This is a genomic window from Kitasatospora sp. NPDC008115 (assembly GCF_042957205.1).
Classification (GTDB): Bacteria; Actinomycetota; Actinomycetes; order Streptomycetales; family Streptomycetaceae; genus Kitasatospora.
The window spans coordinates 42,866-60,203 of the sequence record NZ_JBIBHU010000026.1; the positions used below are offsets into that span (position 1 = coordinate 42,866).

Genomic DNA, 17,338 nt, shown 5'->3' on the forward strand with positions numbered 1-17,338 from the left:
ATGGCATCCCCCGTGACCAACCCCGGGAGCGTGCCCGGGACGGCGCAGACCCACCGCGCCCTGATCGTCGCCCGGATGAAGCCCGAGGCGGCCGCCGGCATCGCCGAGGTGTTCGCCGACTCCGACAACAGGGGCGAACTCCCCCACCTGATCGGGGTGACGGGGCGGAGCCTGTTCCAGTTCGGCGACGTCTACCTGCACCTGATCGAGTCCGACCGCCCGCCGGGCCCGGCCGTCGCCCAGGTGGTCGGCCACCCCGAGTTCCGGGCGATCAGCGACGCGCTCACCGCGTACGTCCAGGCCTACGACCCGGCCACCTGGCGGGGGCCGAAGGACGCGATGGCGCGCGAGTTCTACCGCTGGGACCGCCACCGCTGAGCGCGCGGAGGCGGTGGCCGGGCGGACACCCCGAGGGCCCTCCGGTCCCGGGGTGTCCGCTCGCGCTCACCCCCCGGGGGCGGTCGCGGCCGTCATCGTGGCGAGCACGGCGCGCCAGTCCTCGCCGGGCTCCGGGCGCAGCGCCCCGGCCAGCGCGTCGGCCCGGTAGTGCCAGGGGCGCAGCAGTTCGGGGTCGGCGTCCGGGCCGTACCCGACCGGGCTCGACGAGCCGAGCAGCCGGACCAGTTCGGTGGCGAGGTCGGCCCAGGAGACATGGCCGGTGACGGCGTTGACGACCCGGCCGGGGGCGCGGGCGGCGCTCTCGGCGACGGCCCGGGCGAGCGCCGCGGAGTGCACCCAACCGACGCCCGACCAGCCGGAGTCGCGGGGTGGCAGGAGGATCGGGCGGCCGGCCAGCGCGGCCTGGTAGAGCGCGCCCGTGGCGCCCCAGCGGAGCTGGTCGCGCAGCCGCCGGTGCGGTCCCCAGACGATCGGCGAGCGGACCACCGAGACCGGGCCGCGGGCCCGCGCGGCGGCGTCCAGGAGGATGCGCTCGCAGTCGAGCTTGGCCCGTCCGTACGGGCTGAGCGGCCCGGCCGAGGGGGCTCCCTCGGGGACCTCGCCCGGGGCGGGGCGGCCGTAGGCGTCGACGCTGCTGACGAGGACGAACCCGCCGGTGCCGCGCCAGCCCTCGACCAGGGCGCGCATCGCGGCGAGGTCGACGGCGTGCTCGGTGAAGGTGCAGGCGGCGTGGACGACGGTGTCCGCGCCCTCGACGGCCCGGCGCAGGCTGTCCGGGTCGGCGAGGTCGCCCTCGGCCACCTCGACGCCGGCGCCGGACACCAGGTGGGCCGACTCGGGGCGGGCCAGGGCCCGCACGGGGCGGCCCTGGGCGAGGAGTTCCTGGAGGATCGCCGCGCCGACGCCGCCGGTGGCGCCGGTGAGCAGCACCGTCCCGGCGCGGGCGGGGCGGATGCCGGCGCGGCCGGGGGTGCCGCGGCGGTGGGCGGCGCGGCCGGCGAGCAGGGCGGCCAGGGCGCGCGGGGTGCGCTGTTCGAGGACGTCCAGGCCGGTCAGCGGCAGGCCGAGGCCGGTGCGCAGTCGCTCGGCCAGCCGCACCGCCACCAGGGAGTGGCCGCCGAGCCGGAAGAAGTCGCCGTCCGCCGACGGGCGGGCGCCGAGCAGGGCCGCGAACGCGTCCAGCACCTCGGGGAGGTGGGTCCGGTCGGACGGGCCGCCGGGGAGGCGGGCGGGGTCGAGGGTGCCGTCGGGGCGGCGCGGGATGCGGTCCAGCAGGGTGACGGCGAGCGGGAGGTGCTCGGGCGCCGCGAGCCGGCGGCGCAGGGCGGCGCGCAGTTCGGCGCCGCTGGGCGCGACCGGGCCGCGGACGGTCGCGTAGGCGAGCGCCTGGCCGTGCTCGGCGAGGTGGAGGGCGGCGTCGGTGACCCGGGGGTCGGTGAGCAGGGCGGTGACGGCGGGGTGGTCGGCGCCGGCCGGGGTGAGGCGCTCGCCGGGGAGCGCGGAGAGCGGGCGGTCCGCGTCGGCGGCGACGGCGGTGAGCAGGTCGGTGAAGGCGGTGTGCAGCCGGCGGGCGGTGGGCTCGTCCAGGGCCGCCGGATCGTGTTGCAGCAGGCAGCGCGGCCGGGGGCCGTCCTCGACCAGCAGGGTGAGACCGAACTTGGCGAGCCCGAGGTCGACGTCGACGGCCCGCGCCGTGAGGCCGGGCAGGGTCAGCGGCTCGGGCGGGCGGACCAGGTCGCAGCTCGCGGCGAGCAGCGGGGTGCCGTCCGCGCCCCGGGCGGCGGGGCCGAGGCGCTCGACGACCAGGTCGAAGGGCACGTCGTGGTGCTCCTGGGCGTCGAGCAGGGCGGTGCGGACGGTGGCGAGGACCTCGGTGAAGGCCGGGTCGCCGCCTGGGCCCGGCAGGGTGGCGCGGACGGGCAGGGTGTTGACCTGGAGGCCGATCAGCCGGCGCAGTTCGGGCCGGGCGCGGTGGCCGCCGGCGCAGCCGAGGACCAGGTCGGACGCGCCGCCGGCGGTGCGCAGGGCGGCGAAGGCGGCGGCCAGGACGACGGTGAACAGGGTGGCGCCGTGCCGGGCGCCGAGTCGGCGCAGGCCGTCGAGGGTCCCGGTGGTGAGCGGGGCGGTGTGCAGGACGGCGCGGCGCTCGGGGGTGCCGGGCGGGACGGCGCGCAGCAGGGGCAGCGGGCGGGCGCCGGCGAGGCGGGCGGCGCGTTCGGCGGCCACGGCGGCGAGCCGGTCGTCGCGGGCGCGCTCCTGGCGGGCGTGGTCGGCGTACTGGAGTTCCGGGTCGGGCAGGCCGGAGGGGCGGCCTTCGGCGGCGGCCGCGTAGAGCGCGGCGAGTTCGGCGGCGAGGACGGGCAGCGAGCCGCCGTCCACGGCGATGTGGTGGAGGGTGAGCAGCAGGGTGTGGTCGTCGGGGGCGTGCCGCAGGAGCAGGGCGCGCAGGGCGGGGCCGGTGGCGAGGTCGAAGGGGCGGGCGGCCTCGGTGTGCAGCAGGGCGGTGGCGGCCTCGGGCGTGGCGTCGCGGACGGGCAGCGGGACGGGGGTGGCGGGGGCGGTCTCCTGGTGGGGGTGGTCCTCGCGCCGGCCGTAGCGGGTGCGCAGGATGTGGTGGCGGGTGGTGAGGGCGGTCAGGGCGGTGGCGAGGGCGTCGGTGTCCAGCGGGCCGCGCAGCCGGGTGGCGAGCGGGACGTGGTAGCGGGGGCCGCCCTGGCCGAGGCGGTCCATCAGCCACATCCGGTGCTGGGCGTGGGAAAGCGGGGCCGGGCCGGAGGCGGTGGGGGCGGGGGTGGCGGCCGTGGCAGCGGCGGAGGTGCGGCGGCGGGCGCGGCGGAGCAGGTCGGCCTGGGTCGGGTGTTCGGCGGGGGCGGTCATCGGGTGGGCTCCTCGGCTCCGGCTCCGGCTCCGGCTCCGGCTCCGGTTTCGGCGGCGTCGGCCGCTCGTAGGGCGCGTTCGACGAGATCGGCCTGGCCGGCCACGGTCGGGTGGCCGAGGAAGTCACCGAGCGGAAGCTCGACGCCGAGGTCCTCGCGCAGGTCGTCGACCACCCACATGGCGAGCAGCGAGTGCCCGCCCTCGGCGAAGAAGTCGGCCTCCGGGGCGGTCACCTCGTGCTCCAGGGCGCGCGACCAGGCGGCGGCGACCACCTGCTGGATCGGCGTCAGCGCGGCGGGCGCGGGCGGGGTCCCGGGGGCGGCGGCCGCAGCGGCTTCGTCGGCGGCCAGCGCGCGCCGGTCGACCTTGCCGCTGGTGGTGAGCGGCAGGGCGTCAAGCAGCGTCCAGGCGGTGGGCACCAGGTGGGCCGGGAGCCGTTCGGCGAGCCGGCGGCGGAGCGCCTCGGGCACCGGGCGGACACCCTCGGCGGGGACCACGTACGCGGTGAGCGCGGCGTCCTCGCGGCCCGCCCGGCGGACCACGACCGCCGTCTGCGCCACCTCGGGCAGGCTCCGCAGGGCGTGCTCGACCTCGCCGGGCTCGATCCGGAAGCCGCGCACCTTCACCTGGTCGTCCAGCCGGCCGTGGTACTCCAGCACCCCGTCCGGGCGTCGCAGCACCCGGTCGCCGGTGCGGTAGGCGCGGCCGGTGCCGGGGAGGTCGGCGAAGTGCCCGGCGGTCAGCTCGGGGCGGCCGAGGTAGCCGAGCGCCACCCGGGCGCCGGCGATCCACAGTTCGCCGCGGCGGCCGTCGGGGACGGGCCGGCGGTCCGCGTCCAGGACGAGGACGCGGGCGCCGCCGAAGGGGCGGCCGATCGGCACCGGTCCGGTGCAGTCGGCGGGCCGGATGCGGTGCAGGGTGGTGAACGTGGTGGCCTCGGTGGGCCCGTAGACGTTGAACAGGTCGAGCCACGGGAAGGCCCGGAGCACGGCGGCGGCGTGCTCCGCGGAGAGCGCCTCGCCGCCGGCCAGCACGGTGCGCAGCACGCCGAAGACCCGCGAGCGGCGGGCGGCCAGCTGGTGGAACAGCGCGGTGGTGAGGAAGGCGGTGGTGACGCCGAACCGCTCGATGTCGCGGGCGAGTTCCTCGGCGCTGGGGCGTTCGGCCGGGGCCAGCGCGACGGCGGCGCCGCGCGCCAGCGGGCCCCACAGTTCGAAGGTCGCGGCGTCGAAGGCGACCGGCGAGTGGTGCAGCACCCGGTCGCCGGGGCGCAGGGCGGGGCCGTCGGCGGCGGTGACCAGGTCGGCGACGGCGCCGTGCGGGACGAGGACGCCCTTGGGGCGGCCGGTGGAGCCGGAGGTGTAGTAGACGAGGGCGGTCGCGTCCGGGGCCGGGGGCCCGGGTGTCGGGGTCGTCCCGGGTTCGCCGGCGGCGATCGTGGCGGGGCCGAGTTCGGTGAGGACGAGGACCTGCTCCTCGGGCAGGCCCGCCTCGGACAGCAGCGCCTTGTCGCCGAGGGTGAGGCGGACGCCGGCGTCGTCGAGCATGGCGTGCAGCCGGGGTCGCGGGTAGGCGGGGTCGAGCGGGACGACGTGGCCGCCGGCCCACCAGACGGCGAGCTGGGCGACGGGGAGGCGGGCGGCGCGGGCGCAGAGCAGGCCGACGGCGCTGCCGGGGCGGACCCCGCGGGCGGTCAGCTCGGTGGCCAACCTGGCCGCGGCGGTGGTGAGTTCGCGGTAGGTGAGGGTGATGCAGCCGTCGGTCGCGGCGAGCGCGTCGGGGTGCTCGGCGGCCTGCCGGGCGACGAGTGCCGGGACGGTGGTGGCGGGGCCGGTCATGGGCGGGTCCGTTCCGGGCGCCCCGGCGGCATGCCGGAGCGCCCTGCGGCGAGGGTCGGGAGGAGTGGCGCAGGCGGGGGCCGGGTCAGCCGACGGCCGGGCGCCGCTCGTCGATCAGGCGCGCCACGGCCCGCAGGTCGGGCTGGCGCAGCAGCAGCGGGGCGCGCAGCCGTACGCCGCACTCCTCCTCCAGGGCGGCGAGCAGCCGGGCCGCGGTGATGGAGGTGCCGCCCGCGTCCAGGAGGTTGTCGGCGAGGGTGAGGCCGGTGCGGCCGAGCAGTTCGCGGCAGAGCCGCAGCACGGTCCGCTCGGTGGGTGTGGCCTCATCCTCCCCGCCCTGGCCGCCCTGGCCGTCCTGCTGGGCGGCGGCCTCCTCGGCCTTGAGCAGCGCGGCGCGGTCGATCTTGCCGTTGGCGTCCAGCGGGAAGGCGTCGACCAGCCGCAGCACGCTCGGCACCGCCTGCTCGGGCAGCCAGGGCCGCACGGCGTCCAGCAGCGGCGCGCCGTCCACCGGCCCGCTCCCGGCGGCGGGCTGGACGAAGGCGAGCAACTGGGCGCCGCCGCCGGCCGGGGCCGGGCGGGCGACCACGGCGGCGCGCCGCACCCGGGGGTCGCGTTCGAGGGCGGCCTCGACCTCGGCGGGCTCGATCCGCACCCCGCTGACCTTCACCTGGTCGTCCAGCCGGCCGAGGAACTCCAGCACGCCGTCCGCGCGCATCAGGACCCGGTCGCCGGTGCGGTAGACCCGGTCGGTGCCGTCGACCTCGTCGGGCGCGGAGACGAAGCGCTCGGCGGTCAGCCCGGCGTCGAGGTAGCCGATGGCCAGGCCCTGGCCGCCGATCCGCAGCTCGCCGGCCTCGCCGCGCGGCAGCGGGCGGCCGTTCTCGTCGGTCACCAGGACGATCGCGCCGGGGATCGGGCGGCCGATCGGCGGCGCGCCGGTGGCGTGCCCGGCGCCCGGGGCCATGCTGTGCACGGTCGTCACCACGGTGGCCTCGGCCGGGCCGTAGGCGTTGTGGACGGTCGCGGTGACGTCCGGTGCGGGGGTGCGGCGCAGCCGGTCGCCGCCGATCGTGAGGTGGCGCAGCGGCAGGCCGCCGGGCCAGGGGCGGTCCAGGACGGGTTCGGCGAGCGGGGTGGGCAGCACGCCGACGGTGATGCCGGCGGTGCGCCACCAGTCGGTGAGCGCGACCGGGTCCCAGCGGACGGCGTCGGGGGCGACGACGAGCGCCGCGCCGGAGCTGAGGGCGGCCCAGAGCTCCATCAGATGCGGGTCGAAGGCGACGCCGATCAGCAGGCTGTGCCGGTCGCCGGGGCCGAGGCCGGTCAGCTCGCGGTACCAGGTGAGCAGGGCGCCCAGCGCGGTCTGGCCGACCGCGACGGCCTTGGGCAGGCCGGTGGAGCCGGAGGTGAGCACGGTGTACTGGGCGCCCTTGGGGGCCTTGACGGCGGCCCCCCGGGTGGCCGCCGGATCGGCGAAGGCGGCCACGATCCCGTGCGCGCCGGGGGCGGCGAGCCGGCGGTGCCGGCCGTCCCAGTGGACGGGCGGCAGCAGCGCCGGGTCGCCGATCAGGCAGGCGGGGCGCAGCTGTTCGGCGACGGCCCGCAGCCGGCGCTCGCCGGGGCGCGGTCCAAGCGGCAGGTGGACGGCGCCGATCCTGGCAACGGCCAGGGTGGCCGCGACCAGGGCGGCGGAGTGGTCGAGGCAGAGGCCGACCAGGTCGCCGGGCCGCACGTGTTCGGCCAGCTGTCCGGCCACCTGGTCGGCGACGCGGTCGAGTTCGGCGTAGTTCAGGGCCAGCTCGCCGTCGACCAGGGCGGGGGCGTGCGGGGCGCGGCGGGCCCAGCTGGTGAACAGGTCGAGGACGGCGCCGTCGCGGTGCGGACGGCCGTGGGCGACGGAGAGGCCGGGCAGGAGTCCGGGCACGGGGCGGGCCGGGGTGGTGGTCATGGTCAGTCCTCCGGACGTCGGTCGATGGTCGTCGGTACGGGGTCAGCCCAGGCCCATGGCCCGGGCCACGATCACCTTCTGGACCTCGGAGGTCCCTTCGATGATGGTCGTCATCCGGACGTAGCGGTAGAGGTACTCCAGCGGATGGCCACGCACCCAGCCGGTGGCGCCGTGCACCTGGAGCGAGCGGTCGACGGCCCGGACGGCGGTCTCCGAGGAGGTCAGCTTGGCGAGCGCGGCGTTCTCGGGGGCCTCGGTGCCGTCGTCGACCAGCCGGGCGCAGGCGAGGGTGAGCAGTTTGGCGGCCTCGACCTCGGCGCGGGTGCGCACCAGGTGCTCCTGGACGTGCTGGTAGTCGCCGATCGGCTGTCCGAAGGCGCGCCGTTCGCGGGCGTACTCGACGCCGAGCCGCAGCGCGTACTCGGCGATGCCGTTGCACATGGCGGCGACCACCAGGCGCCCCCGGGAGAGGCTGTCCATGGCGAGGCCGGTGGCGGCGCCGACGCCCGCCTCGCCGCCGATGACGGAGGCGGCCGGGGCGTGCAACCGGTCGAGGGTCAGCTCGAACAGCGGCTCGCCGGACATGCCCTCGTAGCGCTGGCCGATGCGCAGGCCGGGGTGGTTCATGGGCAGCACGAAGGCGGTGGCTCCGGCGGTCGGTCCGGCGCCGTCGCCCAGGTCGGTGGCGGCGACGACGAGGGCGAGGTCGGCCCGGTCGGCGTTGCTGACGAAGGTCTTGCGGCCGTTCAGCAGCCAGCCGTCGCCGTCGCGGACGGCGGTGGTGGTGAGCCGGAAGGCGTCGGAGCCGGCCTGCGGTTCGGTGAGGGCGAGGCAGCGGGTGCGCTCGCCGCGGACCAGCGGGACGAGGTGGCGCTCGATCTGCTCGGGGGTGCCGTGGCGCAGCAGCGGGCTGGGCCCGTCGGAGCCGGCCAGCGCGTACGGGGCGAGCGGGCAGCCGCTGCGTCCGGCGGCGTGGTGGAGCTGCACGACGGCGGTGAACGGCATGCCGGCGCCGCCGAGTTCCTCGGGGTAGTCGCCGGCGTAGAAGCCGAGGGCGGCGGAGCGCTTGCGCACATAGGCCCGCAGGTCGGCCGGAGGCTGTTCGGCGGACTCGGCCAACTCAGCTGCCAGCGGGTCGAGTTCGCGGCGGATGAAGCTCTCGAAGGCGTCGGTGAGTTCGCGGTGCCCGGCTTCGAGGACGGCGGACGGGGCGGAGAGGCCGGGGGCGGGGGTCTTCGTCACTGCCGGCCTCCGGTCAGGGCGCGGGCCTGGTCGGCCAGGACGGGGTGCTGGAAGAGGGTGCGCAGCGGGGGCCGGCTGCCGAGGCGCGGCTCCAGCCAGGCGGCGAGGCGGGCGGCGAGCAGCGAGTGGCCGCCGACCTCGAAGAAGTGCGAGTCGGCGGTGAACCGGTCGTGGCCGAGCACCTCCTGCCAGGCCTCGGCGAGCAGCTGCCGGCCGGGGTCGGTGAGGTTCCGGGCGGGCGCGCCGTCGGCGGGCGCGTCGGGTGCGGTGGGTCCGGTGGGCGCGGGTGCCTCGGTGGCCAGCCGGGCGAGGGCCGTCCGGTCGGGCTTGCCGCCGGACAGCAGCGGCATGGCGTCCAGGGCCGTCCAGTGCGCCGGGACGAGACCGGCGGGCAGCCGGCGGGCGAGCGCGGCGTGCAGGGCGGCCTGGTCGGGCTGCGGGCCGCCGTCGAGGAAGCCGAGCAGGCGCGGGCCCGTGGTGTCGTCGTGGTGCAGGACGACGGCGCAGGAGCGGCCGCCGAGTTCGGCGGAGGCGGCGGCCTCGATCTCCTCCAGCTCGATCCGGAAGCCGCGCAGCTTGACCTGGTTGTCCTGGCGGCCGAGGAAGCGCAGCCGGCCGCCGAGGTCGCGGTAGCCGCGGTCGCCGGTGCGGTAGACGCGCTCGCCGCCGAGTGCGGGGAGGCTGGTGAAGCGGGCCTCGGTGGCCTCCGGCAGATTGAGGTAGCCGTCGGCCAGGACCGCTCCCCCGATGGCGAGTTCGCCGACGGCGCCGGGCGGCAGCGGCTGTCCGCCGGCGTCCAGGACGTGCACCCGGACGCCGGGCAGGTCGGTGCCGAGCGGGATCTCCGCGGCGTCGGCGCCCTGGGTGAGGTCGTCGGCGGTGATCTCGTGCACGGCGGAGGTGACGGTGGCCTCGGTGACGCCGTAGGCGTTGAGGACGGTGACGGCGGTGCCACCGGTGCCGTCCGTACCACCGGTGCCGTCCGTACCACCGGTGCCGTCCGTCAGCCCGCGCAGGGCGCGCGCGGGCAGCCGCTCGCCGCCGAGGACCAGCAGGCGCGGGGACCAGCGGCCGTCCGCCAGTGCCTCGCGCAGGTCGTCGCGGACGGCGAGGGCGTAGCTGGTGGGCAGGTTGGCGACGGTCACGCCGCGGGCGGCCAGCACGGCGACCAGCTCGGGCCCGGTCGGCACCTCGCGCTGCGGCACCACCAGGGCGGCGCCGGCCGCCAGCGAGGGCAGCACCTCCTCCAGCGCCACGTCGAAGGAGGGCCGGGCGAACAGCAGCACCCGGTCGGCGGGGCCGAGCCCGTAGCGGGCGGCGATCGCGGTGGTCCAGCGGGCGAGCGCGCCGCGGCCGACCAGGACCGGCTTGGGCACGCCGGTGGAGCCGGAGGTGTGGACGATGTACGCGGCGCCGTCCAGGACGGCGGCGGGCTCGGCCTTGGGGAACGGCGGGCCGTCCAGCAGCGCCGCGGTCACCTCGCCGGGCAGGGCGAGCGCGCTCTGCCGGGTGGCGAGGACGAGCGCGGGCGCGAGCCGCTCCAGCAGCAGGGCGAGCCTGGCCTGCGGGTCCTCGGCGGACAGCGGGGCGTACACCGCGCCGTGGCGCAGACAGGCGAGCAGGGCGACGACGCTGTCCACGCCGCGCGGCAGGACGGTGGCGACCGGCTGGCCGGGGGCCACGCCGGCGGCGCGCAGGCGTTCGACGAGTTCGCCGACGCGGCGGTCGAGGTCGCCGTAGCTCAGCCGCTCGGGGCCGGCGAGCAGGGCGAGCGCGGTGGGGTCGTGGGCGGCGGCCGGGTCGAGGTCGGCGGGCTCGGGCGCCTCGGCGGAGGCGGGCGCGGGGGCCGGTGCGAGGTCGGCGAGCGGGGCGTCCGGGCCGTCCAGGTAGCCGCGCAGCAGGTCGAGCAGCCGCTCGGAGAGCAGGGTCGCGGCCGGCTCGTCGAACAGGTCCGCGTCGTAGTCCCAGACCAGGGTCATCCCGGCCGCGCCGTGCTTCTCGCCGACCACCCGGCGGTCGTCGGGCAGCAGCACGAGGTCGAGGTCGAAGCGGGTGGTACCGGTGTTGAACCCCTCGTGGAGCGACACCTCCAGGCCGGGCGCCCGGACGTCGGGCAGCGGCGCGTCGTGCGCGCTGAACATCACGCTGAACAGCGGGTTGTCGGCTCCGCCGGTGTGCCGGCCGAGCGCGCGGGTCAGCTCCTGGACCGGCACGTCCTGGTGCGGCAGGGCGCGGAACAGCACGTCGGTGACCTCGTCCACCGCCTCCGTGCCGGGTGCGGCCGGATCGAGCCGCAGGCGCAGCGGCACGGTGTTGACGAACATGCCGACCGTGCCCTCGAAGCCGGGCGGGCGGTTGCCGACCGCGGTGCCGACCACCAGTTCGCGGTGGCCGCTGTGGCGGCGCAGCAGTTCGGCGAAGAGCGTGAGCAGGGTGGAGAAGGGGGTGTGCCCGTCGGCCTTGGCGCGCTCGCGCAGCCGCTCGGCGAGGTCGGCGCCGATCGACTGGCGCAACTGCCCGCCGCGGTGGCGGCGGACGGCGCCGGGGCGGGCCAGGCCGGGCAGCGCGAGGTCGAGCGGGGCGTCGGCCAGTTCGCGGGTCCAGTAGGCGAGTCCGCGCTCGCGGTCGGCCTCGCCGGCGGCGCTCACGTGCCCCTCGTAGGAGGGTGCGGCGGGCAGGGTGACGGCGTCGGCCGCAGCGCCGAGCACGTGCGCGCGGTAGACGGTGAACAGGTCGCGCAGCAGGATCGCGAAGGAGTGGCCGTCGTGCACGAGGTGGTGCTCGACGTGGATCAGCCGGTGGTGGTCGGTGCCGAGCCGGACGAGGTGCCAGCGCAGCAGCGGGGCCTCGGTGGTGTCCAGCGGCTCCTCCGCCTCGGCGGCGAGCAGGGTGCGGAACGCCGCCTCGGGGTCGGGCTCGGCGCTCAGATCGCCGGTGCGCAGCCGCGGCTCGCTCCGGGCGCCGACCCGCTGGAGCGGCAACCCCTCGGCCTGCTCCACCAGTTCGAGCCGCAGGCCCGGGTGGTGGGCGAGCACGGCGGTCAAGCCGGCGCGCAGCGCGGCGGTGTCGAGCGGGCCCCAGAGGTCGAGGGCGGCGGTGAAGTTGTAGGCCCGGCTGCCGGGCAGCAGTTGCTCGTGCAGCCAGACGACCTGCTGCGAGGGGGACAATGGGAACATGGGCAACTCCCTTGTGGTGTCGGGTGGTTGTTCGGACGCGGCGGCGCCGGGGAGCCGGTGGGATCAGGCCGGTGTGCCGAGGTGGCGGCGCAGGGTGGAGAGCAGTTCCGCGAAGGCCGCCTCCGCCAGGGGCCGTGGGTGGCGCTCGCCGTCCCAGGCCAGCCGGACCAGCAGGTCCTCGCCGTGCGAGGCGGACACCGCGAGCGGCGCGGCGAGCGGGCGCCCGGCCAGGTGGACCTCCCGCCCGGCGGTCCCGTCGAGCACCAGCGGCGGGCGGCGGTGCAGGTCCTCGAAGGTGAGCAGCCCGTCGAGCGTGCCGGACCAGCCCGCCCCGGCCGAGCGGGCGGCGCGCACCACCTCGTCGAACGGGGTGTCCGCGTGGTCGAGGTCGTCCCACCAGTCGGCGCCGAGCGCGTCGAGGCCGCGCGGCGGGCCCGGCGGGGCCGGGTGGACGAGGGTGTTGAGGAAGCAGCCGAGGACGGGGGCGGCCCCGGCCGGCCGGCCGCCCCACGGGTAGCCGAGCGCGAGCACCCGGTCGCCGCCGTCGAGGTGGCGCGCCGCGGCGGCCACCGCGTCCAGCAGGGCCGGGAAGACCCCGCCGCGGGCTGCTCCGGTCACCGCGGGCAGCCGCTCGACGACCATGCCCGTCGACCGGACGGCCCCGGCCGGCGCGGCTCCCCCGGACGGCTCGCCGAGAGCGCCGAGCCGAGCGGCCCAGTGGGCCCGCGCGGCCTCGCTCGCGGCGTCCGCCTCGGCGGCCAACTGGCCTTCCACGGCGGACCGGTAGGCGTCGACGGCTTCGTCCCGGACGGCGGCGGGGGCCGCCTCGTCGCCGTCGGCGGCGTAGGCCGCGCCCAGCCCGGCGGTGACCAGGCCGAGCGACTGCTCGTCACAGGCCGCGTGATCCAGCGCGACGGCGAGCAGTTCCTCCTCGCCGTCCGGCGCGGCGGCCAGCAACAGCCGCAGCACCGGCCCACCGGCCGGCCAGTCCAGCAACGCCCGGCGCAACGCCACCCGAGCCGGGGCCTGCTCCGCTCCGGCCCCCACCCGGGCCACCTCCACGGACGGCTCACCGAGCCGCAGCACCGGCGTGCCGCGTTGCACGGTGAACTCGCCGCGCAGCGCGGGGTGCCGGTCTGCCAGTCTGACGGCGGCGCGGCGCAGCCGGGCCAGATCGACGGTGCCGCGCGGGAAGGCGAAGTACAGCGGAACGACGTCCGCCCGGCCACGCGGGTCGCGGCGACGGGTGATCAGGAACCGCCGCTGTGCGCCGGTGAGCGGGAGCAGTTCTGCCGAGGCGACCTCGGAAACGGAGGCGAGGGACCGGTAGCGGGCGAGATAGGCGGCCGTGATGCTGGACTGCACGGGAGGGTCTCCGCTTCGGGTTCGGTTCAGGTCGTTCGGATGGCCGAGGGGCCCGCGTCGGCAACGCCCGCCGGGCCGGCACCCGGGCCGGCACCCGGGCGGGCGGCCCGGCCCGCGCCCGGCAGCTCCTGCGGGCCGCGCGAGCACAAGAGCACCGGCGATGCCGGGCCATCGCTCAGCTCGGGGTGCCGGTCGGCGTCGCGGTGCAGCCGGGGCGTCTCGGCCGCGCCGCGCGAAGTGGCGGAATACAGCGCACAACATCCGCCCAGCCACGCGGCACGGGCCACTCGGCGCCCGCCACCCGGCGCCGATCAGCCGGCCGGACGGCGGGCTGCAGATCCTGCGGGTCGTGCAAGCGCGAGTGCACCGGGGTCCCGCGTGGCACGGCGAACTCGCCACCCGCCGCCGGGTGCTGATCGGCCACCCGGGCGGCGGCGCGGGGCAGTTGGGGCAGGTCGGCCATGCCGTGCCGAGCGCGGCGCTGGGCGCCGGTGGGCGGGAGCGCGGGCGCCAGGGCGGTCCTGGCGGCGGGGCGGGCGGATGTGAGGTCGGAGTGCACGGGAGGGTTCTCTCCGGTTTCGGTTCAGGGTGTGCCGATGTCCACGGGGTCGGCGGCGGCTTCCGGTTGCGGCGGGGCGGGGGGCAGGTCCCGTAGGGCGCGCAGGGGTGAGAGGAGCAGCGGCACCGGGATCATCACGAAGCCCACCGCGCAGAGCCAGAGTGCGGTGCGCGGGCCGGACGCGTCGGCGACGGTGCCGCCGAGGAGGGCGCCGAGTGGCAGGGTGCCCCAGACCAGGAACCGCATGGTGGCGTTCATCCGGCCGAGCAGCCGGGGCGGGCAGAGGCTCTGCCGGAAGCTCACCTGGGCGACGTTGTAGACCACCGCGCCGAACAGCACCACCACCCCGCCGACCGCGAACAGCACCGCCCCGAGCGCGCCTTTCGCGAGCGGCCACAGCAGCGCGAACGGCGCGGTGGCCAGCGGGGCGAGCCAGATCAGCCGGGCCTGCCCGAGGCGGGCGGCGAGCCGGCCGGCGCACAGCGCGCCGACGAGGCCGCCGACGGCCGTCGTCGAGAGCAGGATCCCGATCGCGGCTGGTGAGAGCCCCAGCACCCGCACCCAGTAGACGGTCTGCACCGCCATCAGCACGGCGCCGAACAGGTTGGACAGCGCGGTGGTGCCCGCGATCACGCGCAGCAGCGGGTGGCCCGTCACGAACCGCAGCCCCTCGGCGACGTCCGCGCGCAGCGAGCGTCCGGGCTCGGGCTCGGGCAGCCGCTCCTCGGCGCGGATCCGGCCGAGCAGCACCGCCGAGAGCAGGTAGCCGGCCGCGTCCGCGACGATCGCCAGTGGTGCGCCGAGGAGTTGGACCAGTCCGCCACCGAGGCCGGGGCCGGCGATCTGGGCCGAGGAGCGGACGGTCTCGATCGCGCCGTTGCCCGCCACCAGGCGCTCGCGCGGCAGCAGCACCGGGAGGAAGGACTGGTGGGCGACGTCGAAGAAGACCGTCGCCACGCCGGTGACCAGGGCCACCAGGTAGAGCTGGAGCAGGCTGAGCACGTCCAGCGCGGCGGCGAGCGGGATCGACCCGACGGCGAGGCAGCGCAGGACGTCGGAGCGGACCAGCACGGGCAGTTTGCGCATCCGGTCGAGCCAGGCGCCGGCGGGCAGGCCGACCAGCAGGAAGGCGGCGGTCTCGGCGGCGGTCAGCAGGCCGATCTGGAAGGGCGTGGCGTCGAGTTCGACCAGTGCCACCAACGGCAGTGCGACCAGGGTGACTTGACTTCCCGCCTGCGCCGCGACGGCTCCCGAGAGCAGGAGCCGGAAGTCACGGCGGGCCGGCGGGCCGGTGCGGGACGGGGAGGGCTTGTCGTTCATCGGTTCGACTCTCGGTTACCGCTTCGCTACCGGGCAACCGGCTGGCCGGATTCCGGCCCCCGGCCGAATCGACCGGATACGAGCGCCGCTTGAGCCTTCCCTCACCCGCGCCCCGCACCGCCGCACCCGGCCGGACGCCCACCCTTCCGGGCGCGACCAGCGGTGACGCGCGAACCGGTCCCGGGCTCCACGATGTCCATCTTCGCGTCCGCTATTCGGACCACCGCTTTCACGCCAGCGGACGGTCACCCTCAACTTGGCCGGAACGTAGGAGGTGTTGACGCTCCGTCACCTGGAGGTGTTTCCGGCGTGGTATCCGCATGCGCACGGCCCCCCGGACCGGGGTGGGTCCGGGGGGCCGTGGCGGGGTGTCGGGCCGGGGTCGTCAGGAGGGGGCGAGACCGGCGTCCGGGGTGCGGCCGGCCTGGGCCTGCTCGATGCGCTGGACCAGCATCGCGGCGAGCCTGCGGGCGCCCGCCTGGTCCACCGGACCGCCCTCGGTGGTGACGGTCGCGACCACCGTGCCGGAGCGCAGCACGACCGCCACGCCGTCCCGGCCCGCCAACTGGCCCAGGAACGCGCGGCTCTCCGTCCCCAGCGGGCCGATGTCCGCCGGCCCGTACTCGGTGGTGTCGCCGTAGGCCGCGTACGCCTCCTTGAGGCGGCCCTGGGCCTGGGCGCGGCCGGGCAGGGTCTCGACGCCGAACCGCACGGTCACCTCGCCGGCGCTGAACCTGGCCTGCCCGCTCAGCGGCTTGCCGGTGCACGGCGCGGCGGCGGTGCAGGTGGTGGCGTGGTCGGCGGTGTCGACGCGCCGCTTCTCCTCCTCCCAGCCGGTCATCGCCTTCTGGTCGGGCAGGAGTTGCGCGAGGAGGGCGGAGTCGAGCAGCGGGGTGTCGGAGTCGGGTCCGGCGGCCGGCTGCCCGCCGGACGCCGCACCGCCGCCGGCCGTCGAGCCGTCGGCCGGACCACCCGCCGGGCCGCCGGCCGGGCCACCGCCGGTCCCGCCTGCGGGCGCGCCGCCCGGGGCCGGCGCACTCGGAGCGGCCGTGCCCGAGGCAGACGCCCCTGGAGCAGACCCGCCGGCCGCCGGGGCATCGCCCGGCGCCGCCGGGGTGCCGGTGACGCCCCCGGTGGCCGGGTCCGCCGTCGCCCCGGGGCTCGCCGACCCCGCCGAACCCATCGACGCCGCCGGGGCGGCCGTCGCCGCCTCCCCGGAGCGCGCCGAGCCTCCCGAACCGCAGGCCGCCACCGCCGCCAGCAGCACCCCCGTCGCCGCCGCAGCGGCCACCTTCCGACCGGCCCCGCCCATGTCCCGCCCCTCTCGTGTCCGTGGCCCATCAAGATAGACGCGCCCCCGGACGGCCGGCTCCCCGGGGGCGGACTCTCAGGCCCCGGCCGGCGGGACGGTCCCCGACGCCCCCGGCGCGCCCGGCGGGAGCGGCTCGACGCCGGTGACCCGGCTGATCCTGGTCGGCTCGATCAGCACGACCACCCGCCGCTCCCCCGGGATGCCCCACTCGTACGCCTCCACCCCGAGGTAGGTACGGGCCAGCCGGTCCATGTTCCGCACCGCCTCCTCGCCCTCGACGAAGCGCACCACCCGCCCCCGGATCTGCACCCGGTCGTACGGGTCGGCGGGGTCGGCGAGCGACAGGCAGACCCGGGGGTCCCGCCGAAGGTTCCGCTCCTTGACCCGCCCGACGGAGGTGTTGAACAGCAGCAGGTCGCCCTCCGTCCCCACCCACATCGGGCTCACGTGCGGCGACCCGTCGGCGTTGACCGTGCCGACGTACCAGATGTGCCCCGCCTCGATCCGGTCCCGGACGTCCTTCGAGATCTCGACCATGCGCCGAGTCTTCCCGCCCCCGTCCGGCCGCACTCCGCTCCCCCGCGCGGGCGTCACCCGGACCGCCCAGGGCACTCGGGTGAACACGCCCGGAACATCCACCCGAAGGGCCCACCGACCGGGCCGCCGCTGCCGCCTCCGGGTGGCACCGGCCGCCACCGTGGTTGACGTTGGATCAGGCGCCTGCCCGTGAGTCCCCTGGCCGACGACGTGTCGGCGATCCCGGGTACCGCGCCGGAAGGATCATCATCATGCGTTCTGCACGCACTCTGCTCGCCGGGGCCGCCGTCGCCGCGGTCCTGACCGTCGGTGCCCCGCTCGCCTACGCCGACGGTGCCTCCGACCCGGGCAAGAACCTGACGTGGGAGGAGAAGCAGGAGAAGGCCGCCAGCCCCGAGGGCCAGAAGACCTGGGAGGAGAAGCAGAAGGGCTCCGAGGGCAAGGGCTCCGAGGGCAAGGCCTACGAGAGCAAGGGCTCGGAGGGCAAGGCCTACGAGGGCAAGGGCGAGGAGAAGGCCCCGCACGGTGGCGTGCACACCGGCGGCGGCGGGCTCGCGCTCTCCGGCGGCGGCCTCGCCTCCGGCGCGGTCCTGCTGCTCGGCGGCCTCGGGGCGGGCGCGATCGCGCTGCGCCGCGGCCGCCGCACCGCCGGCGCCGCCATCTGATCCCGCGCCGTTCCCGCCGCCTCCCCTTCAGGACCCGCGCCCGGTGCGCCGGTCCCGGCGGAGGCGCGCGGGGCGGCGCTTCGGTTTGCCGGTGCGC

At 77.5% G+C, this 17,338-nt stretch carries 11 protein-coding genes; 2 read left to right on the top strand and 9 right to left on the bottom strand.

The window, feature by feature from the left end; all coding sequences use genetic code 11:
• A complete protein-coding gene (locus ACFZBX_RS28395; protein ID WP_391536642.1) occupies positions 1 to 378 on the top strand; it encodes a TcmI family type II polyketide cyclase in 378 nt (125 codons plus the stop codon).
• Positions 379 to 444: 66 nt separating this feature from the next.
• On the opposite strand, the gene ACFZBX_RS28400 is transcribed toward ACFZBX_RS28395, so the two are convergent.
• The 9 genes from ACFZBX_RS28400 to ACFZBX_RS28440 form a co-directional block, all read right to left on the bottom strand.
• Positions 445 to 3,276, bottom strand: coding sequence for a condensation domain-containing protein (locus ACFZBX_RS28400; protein WP_391536643.1), 2,832 nt, complete (start codon positions 3,274 to 3,276; stop codon positions 445 to 447).
• Positions 3,273 to 5,114, bottom strand: a complete 1,842-nt coding sequence (locus tag ACFZBX_RS28405; protein WP_391536644.1) for an amino acid adenylation domain-containing protein — start codon at positions 5,112 to 5,114, stop codon at positions 3,273 to 3,275. Before ACFZBX_RS28405 ends, ACFZBX_RS28400 begins: the two co-directional genes overlap by 4 nt.
• Before the next feature lie 85 nt (positions 5,115 to 5,199).
• Complete coding sequence (locus tag ACFZBX_RS28410; RefSeq protein ID WP_391536645.1) at positions 5,200 to 7,065, bottom strand: non-ribosomal peptide synthetase; 1,866 nt, start codon at positions 7,063 to 7,065, stop codon at positions 5,200 to 5,202.
• Between the two features lie 42 nt (positions 7,066 to 7,107).
• Complete coding sequence (locus tag ACFZBX_RS28415) at positions 7,108 to 8,307, bottom strand: acyl-CoA dehydrogenase family protein (protein ID WP_391536646.1); 1,200 nt, start codon at positions 8,305 to 8,307, stop codon at positions 7,108 to 7,110.
• Entirely contained in the window at positions 8,304 to 11,483 is a 3,180-nt protein-coding gene (locus tag ACFZBX_RS28420; RefSeq protein ID WP_391536647.1) for an amino acid adenylation domain-containing protein, read from the bottom strand. The genes ACFZBX_RS28415 and ACFZBX_RS28420 overlap by 4 nt, the downstream gene beginning before the upstream one ends.
• A 63-nt stretch (positions 11,484 to 11,546) precedes the next feature.
• Positions 11,547 to 12,848, bottom strand: a complete 1,302-nt coding sequence (locus ACFZBX_RS28425; RefSeq protein WP_391536648.1) for a non-ribosomal peptide synthetase — start codon at positions 12,846 to 12,848, stop codon at positions 11,547 to 11,549.
• A 583-nt stretch (positions 12,849 to 13,431) separates the two neighbouring features.
• Positions 13,432 to 14,727: an MFS transporter gene (locus ACFZBX_RS28430; RefSeq protein WP_391536649.1), complete on the bottom strand. Its 1,296-nt coding sequence runs from the start codon at positions 14,725 to 14,727 to the stop codon at positions 13,432 to 13,434.
• A gap of 385 nt (positions 14,728 to 15,112) precedes the next feature.
• Positions 15,113 to 16,039, bottom strand: coding sequence for a hypothetical protein (locus ACFZBX_RS28435; RefSeq protein WP_391536650.1), 927 nt, complete (start codon positions 16,037 to 16,039; stop codon positions 15,113 to 15,115).
• A 75-nt stretch (positions 16,040 to 16,114) separates the two neighbouring features.
• On the bottom strand, positions 16,115 to 16,576 hold the full coding sequence (locus ACFZBX_RS28440; protein WP_391536651.1) for a PPOX class F420-dependent oxidoreductase: 462 nt from the start codon (positions 16,574 to 16,576) through the stop codon (positions 16,115 to 16,117).
• Positions 16,577 to 16,827: 251 nt separating this feature from the next.
• Here ACFZBX_RS28440 and ACFZBX_RS28445 point away from each other — a divergent pair, with 251 nt between their 5' ends.
• Positions 16,828 to 17,241 carry a hypothetical protein gene (locus ACFZBX_RS28445; RefSeq protein WP_391536652.1) on the top strand — a complete coding sequence of 138 codons (414 nt, stop codon included), beginning with the start codon at positions 16,828 to 16,830 and terminating at the stop codon, positions 17,239 to 17,241.
• Positions 17,242 to 17,338: the final 97 nt, after the last annotated feature.